Origin of the sequence: Methylobacterium sp. 275MFSha3.1 (assembly GCF_900108435.1) — a bacterium.
Taxonomy (GTDB): domain Bacteria; phylum Pseudomonadota; class Alphaproteobacteria; order Rhizobiales; family Beijerinckiaceae; genus Methylobacterium.
The window spans coordinates 123,083-137,871 of the sequence record NZ_FNWP01000011.1; the positions used below are offsets into that span (position 1 = coordinate 123,083).

Sequence of the window (14,789 nt, forward strand, 5' to 3'; positions counted from 1 at the left end):
CGTCATGCGGGCGTCTCGAGGAGGACCCGCCGCGGACCTGTCCTGCCGCCCCGGGTTCCTGCCTCGCCGGAGAGCTTGGCACTTCACGGGGGTGTGAGAGGCTGCAAAGAGGGCGATCGCCCCTACGCCTTTCGGCTACCCCGACCGTCCCGGCCCCCGGGCTCTACCCGCCGCTGCGCGCGGTGGGACGGGCGTCAGCGCGGCGCCTGTCCCGCCAGCGGTGAGGTCTCGTCGACGAACGTCAGCTTGGCGGCGACCCGCTCCGCCAGGACCCGGCGGCGCGCGGCGAAGAGGGGCTTGAGGATCGGGTTGCCTTTCAGGAAGGCCGCGATCCTGGAGCGGGACGTGAAGATGGTCGATTCGAAAGGTTTCCGCGAGACGGCGTTCGGGACGAGCGCGCGACCGCATGTCAGGGCGCCGCGCTCGAAGAAGTAGGCCCAGTTGTCCGACGTCACCGCGACCGGGCGGTTGGCCCGCAGGATCCCCTCGGCCGCCGACCGGGTGATCACGTAGGCTGCGGCCGTGCCGAGGCTGCTCATGTCCATGGGCAGGCACAACCGGTATTCGCCGATGGTGACGGTATCGACTGAGCTGAACGGCCCGACCGTCTCGGCCCAATTGAAGAGCAGGACGACGTCGCCCGGCCGCAAGGCGGCCTCGATGCCGGCCACGATCTGATGGATCTGCGGCGGCAGAACGACGTCATCCTCGACGATGAGCGCGTGCGGCAGGTCGAGCGCGATCATCCGCTCGTAGGCGCTCATGTGGGACAGCGCGCACCCGATCTGACCGGCCGTCAGGTCGGGTTGGAACGGGGCGTTCGGATCCGGGACCGGGCCTTCATAGCCGGTGATCTCGCAGCGCGGCCCCCACACCTCGGCGAGGTGCCGGGATAGGTAGGCGTGCCGTTCGCGGAACCGGGGCAGGGAGATCCCGAAGCAGTACATCGTAGTCACCTCTGATGGGGCCCGTCGGGCCGGCCGCGTTCGGCGGCCGTGATCCTTCCCGACCGCGTCCTTCGGCTCCGGCCGTCCGGATCTGCGCCGGGGTCCGGACGGCGCTCGGGCCTGCGAGCTCAATCGCGGGCGGCCTGGTCGCTGTCGTCGACGGTCGGCGACCGCACCACCGGCAGGATCGCCGCCAGCAGGAGTTGGTGGAGACCGTGATTGACGAAGAGCGGGCACTCGAAACAGACCAGGACGAAGAGCTGGCTCATGAACAGGATCGGCCACGCCTCGACGTAGCCGGAGGAGCGCGCGAAATGGGCGATCACCCGGCGCGCGGTGTCGAGCAGCGCGGCCGTGAAGAGGATCAGGCCGACGATCCCGAACGCCACGGCCGTGTCGATGAAGTTGTTGTGGAAGAACCACAGCTTCTGCTTCGTGACGAAGTGCAGGTAGGCGGCCGTGGTGAGCGGGCTCTCCCAGTAGGCCTTGTAGCCGATGCCGATGAGCGGCTCCCGCCAGAACTGGTCGAGGCCGAACTGCCAAAGGATGGTGCGGCCGGTCAGCGTGGTGTCCTTGCCGAGATCCGACAGCACGCTCGCCGAGATGTCGGCGCCCCGCGCGGCGACGACGAGGATCCCGACGCCCGCCAAAGCGATGGCGATGCCGAGGCAGAAGCCCGTCACGTGCTTGCCCTGGCGCCAAGCGAAGATCGCGGCGAGCGGCAACAGCCCCGCGGCGGCCGCCACCAGGGCCGTGGCCGAGTGCGTCGACACGAGGAGCGCCAGGGCCAGACAGAATCCGAACGCGGTCAGGAGACGGTTCCAGCCCTGCAGGAACAGGCAGGCCGCGCAGAGGATCTGGAGGCTTGACAGGGATCCGAGGACGTTCTTGTGCGAGTAGATCCCGGCCCAGTTGCCGTCCGTCCCGCGCGTCAGGGCGGGCGCCGCCACCGTGAGAAAGGCCGACAGGAGCTGTCCCGCCAGGAGGCCCAGGAAGACGATCCTGACGAGGCGGGACAGGCCCATCGTCGTCCGCAGGGTGATGCCGGCCACGATCGTCGCGAGCAGCTGGAGCCCGTGATAGGCCGAGAGGCCGGGCGTGAGGGACCACAGGGCGGACGCGATCGCGAGGAGCGGCCAGCTGAGCAGCAGCAGACGGCTGCCGAACAGGGTGGCGGCGAGGTCGCGGCGCATGACCAGGAACGCGAAGGCGATCAGGTCGCTGCCGATCCAGATCGCCTTGTCGACGCCCGGCAGCTTGATCTGCTCGCCGACCACCGGGGCGAAGAGGAACAGCACGATCCACGCGGCGGCGGCCACGCCGAGCCGCGGCATGGCCTCGGCCCCGCCATCGCCCGGTGCGCCCGAATGGGCCCAGCGGTGATCCGTTCCGTACGGCCCGCCCGGCGACCAAGCGAGGCCGCCGGCAGGACCGTGTCCGAGGCCCGTCAAGTGTCGTGGAAACGCCATCGCTCGATCTCAGACGCCCCGGGTGAGGCGGTGTCCCATCCGCCCCGCGGCCTGACACCGCTCGAGGCTGCCGCGGACACGCCCCCTCGCGAGTCGACGCTATCCCGGGCATCCCGGACTCAAGAACTCGACCAAACGAGGTAGCGGCGGCGCGGCGCACGGCGACGACCGGATCGATGCGCGGTCCCGCCGGGCCGATGAAACAGCTCGGCCGGGCCCCGTGGGATAAGATGCCGCACCGAAGATCGGCCGCCGCGACGTGAGCGGCCCGGTATCTTCGGCACCAATGTCTGAATTCATACATTTATCCACGTTGAGGGCACCGAAATCCGGTGTGCGGCCCGCTCTCAATCGAAGATCTGGGCAGTCGCGACGGAACTCACGGGACGATTAGGCACTTGGGAGATCGATAAATCCTGGAGGAGCGTTTGATGAAGGTCTCTCATCTGGCCGGCGCTGTTGCGCTTCTGGCCCTCGCTGCCGGGCCCGCCCTCGCGGCCCCGTGCAACACCGGAACCACGAAGTCGAACAGCCCCGATCAGCAGGCATCGAATCCCAAGAGCTCCGACGTCGACAAGTCGAGCAAGAATCTCGCTGGCGGCAACCAGCCCGCGTCGCCCGGCACGGTCGGTGCCATGAACAACGTGGGCGCCAACCAGACCGCCGACCGTCAGGCGCAGACGGACGCCGGCTCCAAGTCGAACTCGACCGATCCGGCCGCCGCGAACCTGGCCGGCGGCAACCAGCCCGCGTCGCCCGGCACGGTCGGCGCCATGAACAAGGCCGCCGCCGATCGGCAGACCGCCCCGGTCTCCGGCAACGATTGCTGATCCGAACCGACATAATCCCAGCAGACCGGAAGCCCGCCTCGCACCGTCGAGGCGGGCTTTCGCGTTCCTGAGCACCCGCGAGGCCCGACCCACGACCAGAACCGAGCGTGACAGTTTGAGCTGGCCGAGTTCGGCTGTATTTGGCACCGAAACCGGGTAGATTCGGCAATCGGTTCGGGGGAGGAGAGCGACGTGCGTGGTCGCCGGGCGCTGCTGCTCATCGGAGGGGTCCTGCTCGCTGCGGCCGGTCTCGCGGTCACGCCGACGGGCGCGCGCCTCCGGGCCGATGCCGGCCCGATCGTCGCCGAGGTACGGGCGCGCGTCGCGGCGCTGATTCCCGAGCGGCGAGAGAACCTGTCGGCGGCGGCGCAGCTTCCCGCGCCGCGCACCGCCATCGAGGACGGCCGGACCCTGGTCCGGCTGACGCCGGCCGAGCGCGCCCGGATCGGTCTCGTCGCCGAGGCGCGTCCCGCCGTCCTGCACCGCCAGGAATTGACCGCCTACGGCAGCGTCCTCGACCTCGCCCGCATCACCGAGCTGACCAACAGCTACGCCGGCGCCGTGGCGGCGCTCCAGACGGCGCGCGCCCGGGTCGAAGTCTCGGCCAGCGCCGCCCGCCGGGCGCGGACCCTCGGCGCCGGCGTGGTGGCGGTGGCGCAGATCGAGACCGCCGAGGGCACGCTCCTGACCGATCAGGCGTCGGTCACGGTGGCGGAATCGCAGTTGCGCACCTTCGCGGCGACGGCGCGCCAGGAATGGGGGCCGGTGCTCGGAAAGGCGATCATCGAGCGGTCGCCGCTGGTGACGCGCCTGATCGAGCGGGCCGATTTCCTCATGCAGGTGACGTTGCCGCCGGGGGAGACCCTGCCGGAGGCGCCCAAGGCCGCTTTCGCCGAGGTGCCGCCGCAGAGCGAGCGGGTCGCTCTCCGGCTGGTCTCGCCGGCGACGCGGACCGATCCGCGGATCCAGGGGCAGAGCTTCTTCTATCTCGTCTCCGGCGACAGCGGTCTCCTGCCCGGGACCAGCACGATGGCGTTCCTGCCGGCGCCGCGCGCGGTGAAGGGCGTCCTCGTGCCGGAGGACGCCGTCGTCCACGGCGAGGGTGGCACCTGGGTGTATCGCGGGACCGGCGACGGCGCCTTCGTGCGTCACCCGGTGCGGCCGGACGCGCCGATGTCGGCCGACGCCTTCGTGGTCGAGGATCTGGCGGACGGCAGCGAGATCGTGCTGCGGGGCGCGCAGGCGCTCCTGTCCGAGGAGATGAAGAGCCGCATCCGCGTCGTGGGCGACGACGATGACTGAGCCGCCCGCTGCCGCCGGTCGCGGCGGTCCGCAGGCGGCCCTCGTCGGTTTCGCCGTCCGGCTGCCCAGGGTGGTCCTGGCGCTCGCCTGCGCCGTCCTCGTCTTCGGGCTCTACGCCCTCTCGGGGGCGCGCTACGACGTGTTCCCGGAATTCGCGCCGCCGACCGTGACCATCCAGACCGAGGCGCCGGGCCTCGATTCGGAGCAGGTCGAGGTGCTGGTCACGCAGCCCGTGGAGGTGTCGGTCGGCGGCCTGCCGGGCCTGGAGACCCTGCGCTCCACCTCGATCCAGGGCCTGTCGGTGATCACCGCCGCGTTCCGGTCCGGCAGCGACGTCGACCGCATCCGCCAGCGGGTCAACGAGCGCCTGGCGGCGCTCGCCGGCCGCATGCCGGCCGGCGTGGCGGCGCCCGCCATGACCCCGCTGACCTCCTCGACGTTGACCGTGCTCCTCGTGGGTCTCACCTCCGAGACCCGCGACGCCATGGACCTGCGCCAGGTCGCGGAGTGGACCGTGCGGCGGCGGCTCCAGGCGGTGCCCGGCATCGCCCAGGTCTCGATCTACGGCGGCGGCGTGCGCGCCCTGCAGATCCAGGTTCGCCCCGACGACCTGATCCGCTTCCAGATCGGCCTCAACGACGTCCTGACGGCCGCCCGGAAGGGGACCGGCGTGCGCGGGGCGGGCTTCGTCGACACGCCGAACCAGCGCGTCCTGCTCCGGACCGAGGGGCAGTCGCTCACCCCGGAGGCGCTCGGGCAGATCGTGCTCCACAACGACGGCGGGGCGAGCGTGGTGCTCTCCGACGTGGCGACCGTCACGGCCGCGCCCGAGCCGGCGATCAGCGCGGCCCTCGTGGACGGCAGGCCCGGCGTGCTGCTGATGGTCGGCGCGCAGGTGGGCGTCGACACCCGCGCCGTGACCGCCCGCCTGGAGGCGGCCCTCGACGAGCTGCGCCCGGTCCTGAAGCGCGACGGCGTGAGCCTGCGGGCCGACCTGTTCCGGCCGGCGAACTTCGTGGACGTGGCCACCGGCAACGTGATCGAGGCGCTGGCGCTCGGCGGCGTGCTGGTGGTGGTCGTGCTCCTCGTCTTCCTCGCGGACTGGCGGGCGGCCCTGATCAGCGCCACGGCGATCCCGCTGTCGCTGATCGCCGCCGCCCTCGCCCTCCAGGCCTGGGGCGAGAGCCTCAACACGATGACCCTCGGCGGCCTCGCCCTCGCCATCGGCGAGGTCGTCGACGACGCGGTGATCGGCGTCGAGAACGTCGCGCGCCGGCTGCGGGAGTCGCGGGGTGGGCGCCGCGGCCTGCCGCGCGTGGTGCTCGCCGCGATGCTGGAGGTGCGGACCTCGGTCGCCTACGCGACCCTCGCGGTGATCCTGATGTTCCTGCCGGTCCTGGCGCTGACCGGCGTCGCCGGCCGCCTGTTCGGGCCGCTGGCGCTCGCCTACATCGCGGCCGTCGTCGCCTCGCTCCTCGTGGCGCTCACGGTCACGCCGGCCCTGGCGCTCCTGCTCCTCGGGGGCCGGATGGGGCGCGACGCCGGCGCCGCGCCGCCCGATCCGCCCGTGGTGCGCTGGAGCCGCGCCGCCTACCTGCGGCTGCTCGCCGGGATCGGGCGGGTCCCGCGGGTCGCCATGGCGGGCGCCCTGCTGGTCACCCTCGCGGGCGCCGCCGTCCTGCCGACCCTCGGCGCGGTGTTCCTCCCCGACCTGAAGGAGGGGCACATGATCCTGCACATGGTCGCCATCCCCGGCACCGCGCTGCAGGAATCGGAGCGGCTCGGGACGCTGATCACCGGCGACCTGAAGGAGATCCCCGGGGTGCGCGCCGTGGCGGCGCAGATCGGCCGGGCCGAGGCCGCCGAGGACACCGCCGGGCCGCACTACAGCGAGATCCACATCGACCTCGAGCCCGGGCTCGACGGCGCCGCCCAGCGCCGGGTCGAGGGCGCCATCCGGCAGCTGATCGCCGACTTCCCGGGGGCCGCCTTCTCGCTCAAGACCTTCCTCACCGAGCGCATCGAGGAGACGGTCTCGGGCTTCACCGCGCCGGTCGTGGTCAACGTGGTCGGCAGCGACCTCGACCGGATCGAGGCGGCCGCCCGCTCGGTGGCGCAGGAGCTCTCGGAGGTGAAGGGCGCCCGGGACGTCCAGCAGGCCTCGCCGGCCGGGCTGCCGCAGGTCACGGTGGCGCTGCGCCCGGTGGACCTGCGGCACTGGGGGCTCGACCCCGTGGAGGTGCTGGAGGCCGTGCGCACCGCCTACCAGGGCGACACGGTCGGCCAGACCTACCGCGGCAACGCCGTGTTCAACGTGCTGGTGATCCTCGACGCCCGCGTGCGGGACCGCCTCAGCGCGGTGGGCGACCTGCCCCTGCGGACGCCGGGCGGGCGCTACGTCCGGCTGTCGCAGGTGGCCGACGTCTACGAGAGCGCCGGCCGCTACCAGGTCCAGCATCTCGGCGCGCAGCGGGTGCAGGCGGTGACCGCCAACGTCGCCGACCGCGACGTCGCGGGCTTCGTGGCGGCGGCCAAGCGCAAGATCGCCCGCGAGGTGCGGCTGCCGGAGGGGGGCTACGTGACCTTCTCGGGGGCCGCCGAGGCGCAGGCGGCCGCCCGCCGCGATCTGCTGGTCCATGCCGGGATGGCCGGCTTCGGCATCGTGGTGCTCCTGGCGATCGTCACCGGCTCCGCGGCGAACCTGCTCCTCGTTCTCGTCAACCTGCCCTTCGCCTTCGTGGGCGGCGTCGCGGCCGTGGCGCTCACCGGCGGTGTGCTGTCGCTGGGCTCGATCGTCGGCTTCGTGACCCTGTCGGGCATCTCGCTGCGCAACAGCGTGATGCTGATCGCCCATTACGAGCAGATGGTCACCCGGGACGGGCGCGCCTGGGACGCCGCCACGGCGGCGGCGGGCGCCGCGGACCGGATGGTGCCGATCCTGATGACGTCCCTGGTGACGGGCCTCGGCCTGCTGCCGCTGGCGCTCGGGGCCGGGGAGCCCGGCCGCGAGATCGAGGGCCCGATGGCCCTCGTGATCCTCGGCGGCCTGATCACCTCGACGGTGCTGAACCTGCTGGTCCTGCCGGTGATGGCGCTGCGCTGCGCCCGGTTCCGGCGCGCGGACCCCGCGGATCTGGAACTGACCGCGGTCGGGTCCTGAGGCCGCGGTTCGCCGGCGGCCCTACCACCAGCTCGCGCGGGTCTCGGGCGCGGGCGGCCGGCTGCTCGTCGCCGGGCGCAGGGAGTGGTCGAGGGCGGCGAGCACGCGGCGCACGGCCTCCTCGTAGGTCGCCGCCACCGGTTCGCGCGGCCGGGCGAGCGCGACCGGGACGGTCTCGTCGAGGCGCCCGGGCCGCGGGCGCATCACCACCACCCGGTCGGCCAGGGTGACGGCCTCCCCGACATCGTGCGTGACGATCAGGATCGTCGGCTTCGACTCGGCCCAGAGACCGAGGAGCTGGTCGTGCAACCCCTTGCGGGTGAAGGCGTCGAGGGCCGAGAACGGCTCGTCGAGGAGCAGCACCCGCGGCCGCGCCACGAAGGCGCGGGCGATCGCCACGCGCTGCTGCTGGCCACCGGACAGCTCCCGCGGCCAGCGACCGCCGTGCTCGGCGAGCCCGACGCGCTCCAGGGCGTGGGCGACGCGGGCGCGGCGCTCGGACCGGGACAGGTCGGCGAGGCCGAAGCCGACATTGCCGGCCACGTCGAGCCAGGGCAGCAGGCGCGGCTCCTGGAAGACGACGCCCACGCTCGGATGGGGTGCGCGGATCGTCTCGCCGTCGACCGCGACGGCGCCCGCGCTCGCGTGGTCGAGCCCCGCGATCAGCCGGAGCAGGGTCGTCTTCCCGCAGCCCGAGCCGCCGATCAGCGCGACGATCTCGCCCTGCTCGACCGACAGGTCGATGCCCGCGAGCGCCTGCGTGCCGTCCGCGTAGGTCTTGGAGAGGTCGTCGACGGTCAGCACGGGCGTCTCTCGGCGGGCGTGGCGTGGGGATCGCGGCGCGGGGCGGCCTCCCGGTCCGCGGCGCGCGTCCGGGCCGGCGCCGCGGTCACAGGCTGTCCCGCACGGTATCCTGCCACCGGGTCAGGGGGGCTGTCAGCGTGACCAGGGCCATGTCGGCCGCCTTGCCGACGAGGGCGAAGGCGATGATCGCCGCCACGATCTGATCGGGCTTGCTGAACTGCTGCCCGTCCACCAGCAGGTAGCCGAGCCCCTCCGAGGCGCCCATCAGCTCCGCCGCCACGACGAACAGGAAGCCGAGGCCGAGCCCCGTGCGCAGGCCCACCAGGGTCGCCGGCAGCACGGCCGGCAGCAGGATCCGGCGGGCGAGGGCGAGGCGGGACAGGCGGAAGATCCGGCCGACCTCGACCAGCTTGCGGTCGACCGAGGCGATCGCGCCCGAGACGCCGACATAGACCGGGAAGAACACCCCGACGGCGATCAAGAGGACCTTCGGCGTCTCCAGGATGCCGAACCACAGGATGAAGAGCGGCACCCAGGCGAGCGACGGGACGGCCCGCAGCGCCTGCAGGCTCGGGTCGAGGAGCCAGCGCAGCGGCGGGACCGTGGCGACGAGGGCGCCGGCCAGGATCCCGGCCGCCGCGCCGCAGAGGAAGCCGAGGCCGACCCGCACGAGGGTCGCCTCGACATGCATCCAGAGATCGCCCGAGACGGCCAGGGCCCAGAGGGTCGCGGCGATCCGGCTCGGCGGCGGGAGCAGCCGCCCCGACGCCGCGCCGCTCGCGACCGCGATCTCCCAGCCGATCGCCAGGACGAGCGGCAGCAGCAGACCCAGGCCGGCGCGACCGCCCCGCCGCAGCAGCGGCACGCGGCCGCTCACTGTCCGGCGACGGGATTGAAGCGCGTGTCGAGCAGCCCGTCGACGGCGGCGGACACGTCGGTGCCCGCCGGGATGATCCCGGCCTGCTGCAGGGCGGTGCCGGCCGCCTTGATCGACTGCGCCTGGGCCGGGCCGATCGCCGGCTGGGAAAGGTCGGTCCGCTCGAGCTGCCGGGCGATCACCGGCTCGGGCAGCTTGGTGGCCGCCACGAGGGCCGCCGCGAGCGCCTGCGGGTTGGCCAGCGCGTAGGCGCGCGCCCGCTCGTAGGCCGCGATCACCGTCCGGACGAGGTCGGGATGGGCGGTGGCGAAGTCCTCCCGGACGTCGAGCAGGCCCCAGGTGTTCGCCGCGGCGTCGCGGTAGACCAGCACGTCGCCGTTCTCGATCTCGGCCGCCGCCATCATCGGGTCGAGGCCGGCCCAGGCATCGACGTCGCCGCGGTCGAGGGCGGTCCGCCCGTCCGCGTGCTGCAGCAGCACGAGCTTGGCGTCGCGCTCGGTGAGGCCGGCGCCCTGGAGCGCGCGGATCAGGAAGATGTGCGGATCGGTGCCCCGGGTGACGGCGACGCGCTTGCCCTTCAGGTCGGCGGGCTTGGTGATGCCGCTGTCCTTGCGGGTCACGAGCGCCGTCCATTCGGGGCGCGAGTAGGCGTAGATCGCCTTGATCGGGTTGCCGTTGATGCGCGCCACGAGGGCCGCCGCGCCGGCCGCCGACCCGAAATCGATGGCGCCGGCGTTCAGGAACTCGAGGGCCTTGTTGGAGCCGAGCGACTGGACCCAGCGGACCTTGATGCCGCGCGGCGCCAGCGCCTCCTCCAGGAAGCCCTTCTCCTTCAGAAGCAGGCCGACCGGGTTGTAGGTCGCCCAGTCCAGGCGGATCTCCTTCGGGTCGTCGGCGCGGGCCTCGCGCGGCGCGAGCGCGCCGAGGCAGGCCAGGGCGAGGCCGGCGGCCAGGAGGGATCGGCGGGTGGAGCGCATGGTCGGGCCTGATGTCGTGGCGAAACGGAGGGCGGGGTGCGGGGCCGGCGCGGGGCAGGGGATCCGCGCCGCGGCGCGGTCCCGAGCGGTCTCGTCCGGGCGGCTGGGTTCAGGGACGCGGCGCCGGCGGCGAGACGATCGGCCGGGCGCATCCGGCGCGTCCGAGACCCGGGACCGCCCCGATCGCGCGATCCGCGCCGACACATCCCCCGGCTGCGGGATCACGCCCGGTCCGCCCCTGCGTCTTCATCGTACCTGCGCGGCCCTCGGCGTAACTGTGAATACAAGATCCTGTCGGCCGGTCGCGGAGTCAACAAAAGGGCTTTCTCTACTTCGCGGCGTCGAAGCAAGAATTTTCGGTCGGCCGACCCAGGACGAGAAAAAATTACGCGTCCGCGCGCGCGAGGCGCGGCGTCTGTCCTCCCGGGCCGCGCCGCGGCCACGCTGGAGCCGCGCGGCCCGCACTCACGTGAGACCGCGGCTGCGGGCTGACGGGTCCTTCCGGCGCCCGAAGGCGCGCCAGGGTGGCGGCTGCCACGACGGCTGAACCGCCGGCGCTCGACTGTCGGAAGCGATCCGCGCCCGCGCCAGGACTGTAACCGTTGCCGCATCGCCGAGCGACGTGCAGAGTTCGATGTCTCCGGCACGGGGGGAACTCTGCCATGATCTCGAGAATCGTCGTGATCGGCGGCGGCTTCGCCGGTCTGTGGGCCGCCGCCGCCGCGGCGCGCGCCCGGACCGAGTTCGGCCTCGGCGACCGCGTCGCGGTCACGGTGATCGCGCCGGACCCGTTCCACGTCATCCGGGTCCGCTGCTACGAGACCGATCTCGGCGCCCTGCGCGTGCCCCTCGACGACGTTCTCGGGCCGATCGGCGTGGAACGCCGCGAGGCGCGCGCGATCGACATCGACCCCGCGGCGCGCACGGTCACGGTCGAGTCCGCGGCGTCGTCCGCCGCGTCGTCCGCCGCGTCGTCTGCCGCGTCGTCTGCCGCGTCGTCGGGCGTCGTCGAGACGCTGGCGTACGACCGCCTCATCCTCGCCGCCGGAAGCCTGCTGTGGCGCCCCGAGATCCCGGGAATCGCGGGCGCCTTCGATGTCGACACCTTCGCGGGGGCCCAGGCCCTCGCGGCGCATCTCGATCGTCTCGGTGACCCGGGCGGGCCGGATGAGGCCGGCCGCTGGACCGCCGTCGTCATCGGCGGCGGCCTCGTGGGACTGGAACTCGCCTGCGAGCTGCCCGCCCGGCTCGCCGCTGCCAGGGACCGGGCCGGGGCCACGGGTCCGGTGCGGACCATCCTGATCGACCACGCGCGCGAGGTCGGGAGCGCCATGGGCGCGGCGGCCCTGCCGGGGATCCGCGAGGCCTTGCGCGATGCCGGCGTGACCTGCATCGGCGGTGCGCGGGTCCGTGTCGTCGATCGCGCCGGGGTGACGCTGGCGGACGGGACGCGCCTGCCGGCGTGGACGAGTGTCTGCGCCACCGGCATGCGGGCGAGCCCGCTGGGCGGCACGCTCGGCCTCCCCCTCGACCCGCTCGGGCGCCTGCCCGTCGACGCCTTCCTGGCCGTCCAGGGGCTCGCTGGCGTCTACGCGGCCGGCGACATCGCCTCGGCTGCGGCGGACGATGCCGGTCATCGCACGGTGATGTCGTGCCAGCACGCCCGGCCGATGGGTCGGTTCGCGGGTTTCAACGCCGTCTGCGATCTCGCCGGCCGGCCGGAGCGGCGGCTGCGCTTCGCCGCGCCCGACTACGTCACCGTGCTGGATCTGGGCGCCTGGGGGGCGGTCTACACCGCCGGCTGGGATCGCGGCACGCTGGTCTCGTCGGGCGCCGCCGCGAAGGCGACGAAGCGGATCATCAACGGCACGCGCATCTATCCGCCCCTCGACCGCGACGCCGCGTCCATCCTGGCCGCGGCCGCGCCGATCATCCAGGCCGCGCCCGCGACGCAGGCCGCGCGATGATGCCGGCCCGAGCGCGGCCGGTCCGGGAGTCCGGTCGTCGGCGGTCGATATCCTGCCGAAACCGCTCGAAGCGCCTCGGAGACTGGAACCGAACCGGCGGAAGATTGTCGAGCCTTCCCGTCCGGGCTTGCCGAGACTGATTGGGCCGCCACGAACTGTCCAGGATTCGCGCCGCCGCGCCGCCGATTAACCACCCATTAACCATACCGGAGATTGTATTAGCTATTGCCAAAATCCCGCCAGGGTAGAGCCATCATGGTCGCGGCCCCCACAGCCACGTGGTCCCACATCCTCTCGCAGGTCGCCGACAGCCTGGACCGCTTCGTCGAGGGACCGTCCGCCGAGATCCTGAAGCTCAAGCCGTCCTTCGACACGGTCGAGGGGCCGGCCGCGCTGTCCGCGCCGCGCATCGAGCCCGTCGCGCACCCGCCGATCCTGCCGGAACCCGCGGTCAACGACGCGGGCCCCGCGCCGGTCCCCTGCGAGTCCGAGGCGGTGTCGGACTGGATGAGCACGCTCGACATCATCACCGGCATGGCCGGCCGCGCCGAAGCGCAGAAGCAGCGCCTGCAGGAGCAGAGCATGTCGCACGAGGCCGCCCTGGCCGCCGCGCAGCGCGCGCTGGCGGAGACCCGGCACCGCCTGCAACTGTCCGAGATGCGCGTCCGCGAGGTCGAGGCCCGCGCCGATATCCGGCTGCAGCGCGTCCAGGCCGAGGCGGACGCCCAGGTGCAGGACATCCGCGCGGAGGCCGAGGCGCGCGTCCGGACGATCCGCGCGGAGGCCGAAGCCTGGGTCCGGGCCGCCGAGGAGCAGGTCCGCGTCGCCGACCTGCGCGCGGAGACCGCGGAGAAGTGGCTCGGCCGGATCGACGCGGCCGCCAAGGCGCTCCTTCTGGGCGGCCACGTGAGCCGCGGGCCGGCGGGCGCCTGAGGCCGAGTGCCGGGGCCGGGCCATGTCCGCGTCGGGCACCCGGCCCCTCCACGGCGCCGCTTCAGGCCGTTCGCCGGGACCCGTTTCCGGACGCGCTCCGCGCCGAGGACGGAGCGCCGCGGTCTCCCGCGCGGTCGAGGCCGGATCGCCGATCCGCGGGTGGACCGTACCGATCCGGTCTGTCGCCGTCGCGGCACTCGCCCTCGCGCTGCCCCTCTGCGGCTGCGTTTCCGGCCGCGCCCCGTCCGCCGACATCGCCGTGGCGGAGCCTCCGACGGCCGCGCCGGCCGCGGCGCGGCCCCCCGATCCGGCCCTCGACCCGGCCATCGTCGCGGATTCGTCCGGGTGGCGCCTGCGGCTCACCCACCTCTGAGGCGCGGCCTTCCCGGCACGGCCGATCTCTCGGCGGCCTCCGCGCCCGCTCAGAGTCCGAACGTCACCCGACCGCTTTCATCGATCCGCCAGGCCGGGTTCCAGGCGATCTCCCAGGCATGTCCGTCTGGATCGCTCAGATATCCGCGGTATCCGCCGTGGGGCGGTTCGTCGGCCGCGCGCAGGAGCGTCCCGCCCGCCGCGACGAGCCGCGCGATGGTGGGCGCGACGTCGCCGCGGTTCGGGACGTTGTGGGCGAGGCAGAACGCGCTCGGGCTCGGTTCGCTCGCGCGCCGCATGTCCTGGTCGAGGTTGGGGTTCTGCCAGGTTCCGAGCATGAACCCGTTCATCTGGTAGAAGACGATCTCGTCGTTCTCGAACACGGGAGCCCAGCCGAAGCCGTCGCCGTAGAAGGCGCGCGACCGGCCGAGCGATGAGACGCCGAGCGTGATGACCGAGATCTGCTGCTGCATCGTCGGATCCTAGCATCCGACACGGGCGCGTCGCGCGAAATCTCGAAGGCCTTGCGCCGTCGACACGATGCCAGTCGGCCAGCGCACGCGGTGAACGGGCCCATTCTCCGGCCGCGCGCTCGGCGCCGACGCGCCGCTCTCACGATCCTCGGTCTTACAGAATGTTCACGTCGTCGAAGGGCAATTGTCAGCTAGGCAGCGCAACCCGGGAAGCGATCAGGGATTGACGAGGGCGAGCAGAGTTGAAGAGCTCTCAGGCTCCGGCAGGGGCGATTCATTTCAAGGAGCCGAGGCGATGATCGATCCTGGCAATTTCCGCGAAACCATTCTCGCTGTGGTTGTTCTTGGAGGAGGGGCTCTCGTGGTCGAACAGTACATCCGCACCCGCGCCTGGCCGCGCTCCCAGCAGAATGGCCCGGATTGCGGCAAGCGCACGCGCTGAGCCGCGCGCGACCCCGAACGATCCGGCGACGGAGCGGAGATCTTCGAGGCGGTCGGCACGAACCTCGAGGATCTCCGCGGCGGCGCGCGAGGGAGCGTCCGCCCGGATCGCGCCTGCCGCGCGGCGGCCGTGACGGAGGGCGATCGCGTTCGTCCGATACTGCCGGACGTCGCGGGTCGTAAGCAACGCGGTCCACGAATATTGCTCTCCGACCGCATCGTCGCCTATTCTCGACG

The 14,789-nt window shown here is 72.9% G+C and carries 12 protein-coding genes; 5 read left to right on the forward strand and 7 right to left on the reverse strand.

Annotation, left to right across the window (positions count from 1 at the left end; all coding sequences use genetic code 11):
• Window positions 1-194: 194 nt before the first annotated feature.
• Together BLW78_RS15130 and BLW78_RS15135 are read right to left on the reverse strand one after the other, a co-directional pair.
• The gene (locus tag BLW78_RS15130; protein ID WP_020093075.1) at window positions 195-947 is read right to left on the reverse strand and encodes a glycosyltransferase family 25 protein; all 753 of its coding nucleotides are present in this window, start codon (window positions 945-947) and stop codon (window positions 195-197) included.
• 128 nt (window positions 948-1,075) lie between these two features.
• Entirely contained in the window at window positions 1,076-2,281 is a 1,206-nt protein-coding gene (locus tag BLW78_RS15135) for an O-antigen ligase family protein (RefSeq protein ID WP_091680554.1), read from the reverse strand.
• A 566-nt stretch (window positions 2,282-2,847) separates the two neighbouring features.
• Here BLW78_RS15135 and BLW78_RS15140 point away from each other — a divergent pair.
• From BLW78_RS15140 to BLW78_RS15150, 3 genes are all read left to right on the forward strand, one after another.
• Window positions 2,848-3,246 (forward strand): hypothetical protein, encoded by a 399-nt coding sequence (locus tag BLW78_RS15140; RefSeq protein ID WP_020093077.1) that lies wholly within the window; start codon window positions 2,848-2,850, stop codon window positions 3,244-3,246.
• A gap of 192 nt (window positions 3,247-3,438) precedes the next feature.
• Window positions 3,439-4,548 carry an RND family efflux transporter gene (locus BLW78_RS15145; protein ID WP_091680556.1) on the forward strand — a complete coding sequence of 370 codons (1,110 nt, stop codon included), beginning with the start codon at window positions 3,439-3,441 and terminating at the stop codon, window positions 4,546-4,548.
• On the forward strand, window positions 4,541-7,708 hold the full coding sequence (locus BLW78_RS15150; RefSeq protein WP_091680557.1) for an efflux RND transporter permease subunit: 3,168 nt from the start codon (window positions 4,541-4,543) through the stop codon (window positions 7,706-7,708). Before BLW78_RS15145 ends, BLW78_RS15150 begins: the two co-directional genes overlap by 8 nt.
• A gap of 21 nt (window positions 7,709-7,729) precedes the next feature.
• On the opposite strand, the gene BLW78_RS15155 is transcribed toward BLW78_RS15150, so the two are convergent.
• The 3 genes from BLW78_RS15155 to BLW78_RS15165 form a co-directional block, all read right to left on the reverse strand.
• On the reverse strand, window positions 7,730-8,512 hold the full coding sequence (locus BLW78_RS15155; RefSeq protein ID WP_020093080.1) for an ABC transporter ATP-binding protein: 783 nt from the start codon (window positions 8,510-8,512) through the stop codon (window positions 7,730-7,732).
• Between the two features lie 85 nt (window positions 8,513-8,597).
• Entirely contained in the window at window positions 8,598-9,377 is a 780-nt protein-coding gene (locus tag BLW78_RS15160; RefSeq protein WP_244435397.1) for an ABC transporter permease, read from the reverse strand.
• An 8-nt stretch (window positions 9,378-9,385) separates the two neighbouring features.
• A complete protein-coding gene (locus BLW78_RS15165; RefSeq protein ID WP_020093082.1) occupies window positions 9,386-10,366 on the reverse strand; it encodes an aliphatic sulfonate ABC transporter substrate-binding protein in 981 nt (326 codons plus the stop codon).
• A 662-nt stretch (window positions 10,367-11,028) separates the two neighbouring features.
• On the opposite strand from BLW78_RS15165, the gene BLW78_RS15170 reads away from it, so the two are divergent.
• Complete coding sequence (locus tag BLW78_RS15170; protein ID WP_091680559.1) at window positions 11,029-12,333, forward strand: NAD(P)/FAD-dependent oxidoreductase; 1,305 nt, start codon at window positions 11,029-11,031, stop codon at window positions 12,331-12,333.
• Between the two features lie 255 nt (window positions 12,334-12,588).
• Window positions 12,589-13,266, forward strand: a complete 678-nt coding sequence (locus BLW78_RS15175) for a hypothetical protein (RefSeq protein ID WP_056533247.1) — start codon at window positions 12,589-12,591, stop codon at window positions 13,264-13,266.
• Between the two features lie 422 nt (window positions 13,267-13,688).
• On the opposite strand, the gene BLW78_RS15180 is transcribed toward BLW78_RS15175, so the two are convergent.
• Together BLW78_RS15180 and BLW78_RS15185 are read right to left on the reverse strand one after the other, a co-directional pair.
• Entirely contained in the window at window positions 13,689-14,111 is a 423-nt protein-coding gene (locus BLW78_RS15180) for a VOC family protein (protein WP_091680561.1), read from the reverse strand.
• 274 nt (window positions 14,112-14,385) lie between these two features.
• A complete protein-coding gene (locus BLW78_RS15185; protein WP_091680562.1) occupies window positions 14,386-14,739 on the reverse strand; it encodes a hypothetical protein in 354 nt (117 codons plus the stop codon).
• Window positions 14,740-14,789 lie beyond the last annotated feature (50 nt).

Bases quoted from the DNA above. Each gene is read 5' to 3' on its own strand.
- BLW78_RS15130 (WP_020093075.1), bottom strand. From the start codon at position 947: ATGTACTGCTTCGGGATCTCCCTGCCCCGGTTCCGCGAACGGCACGCC.
- BLW78_RS15135 (WP_091680554.1), bottom strand. From the start codon at position 2,281: ATGCCGCGGCTCGGCGTGGCCGCCGCCGCGTGGATCGTGCTGTTCCTC.
- BLW78_RS15140 (WP_020093077.1), top strand. From the start codon at position 2,848: ATGAAGGTCTCTCATCTGGCCGGCGCTGTTGCGCTTCTGGCCCTCGCT.
- BLW78_RS15150 (WP_091680557.1), top strand. From the start codon at position 4,541: ATGACTGAGCCGCCCGCTGCCGCCGGTCGCGGCGGTCCGCAGGCGGCC.
- BLW78_RS15165 (WP_020093082.1), bottom strand. From the start codon at position 10,366: ATGCGCTCCACCCGCCGATCCCTCCTGGCCGCCGGCCTCGCCCTGGCC.
- BLW78_RS15170 (WP_091680559.1), top strand. From the start codon at position 11,029: ATGATCTCGAGAATCGTCGTGATCGGCGGCGGCTTCGCCGGTCTGTGG.
- BLW78_RS15175 (WP_056533247.1), top strand. From the start codon at position 12,589: ATGGTCGCGGCCCCCACAGCCACGTGGTCCCACATCCTCTCGCAGGTC.
- BLW78_RS15180 (WP_091680561.1), bottom strand. From the start codon at position 14,111: ATGCAGCAGCAGATCTCGGTCATCACGCTCGGCGTCTCATCGCTCGGC.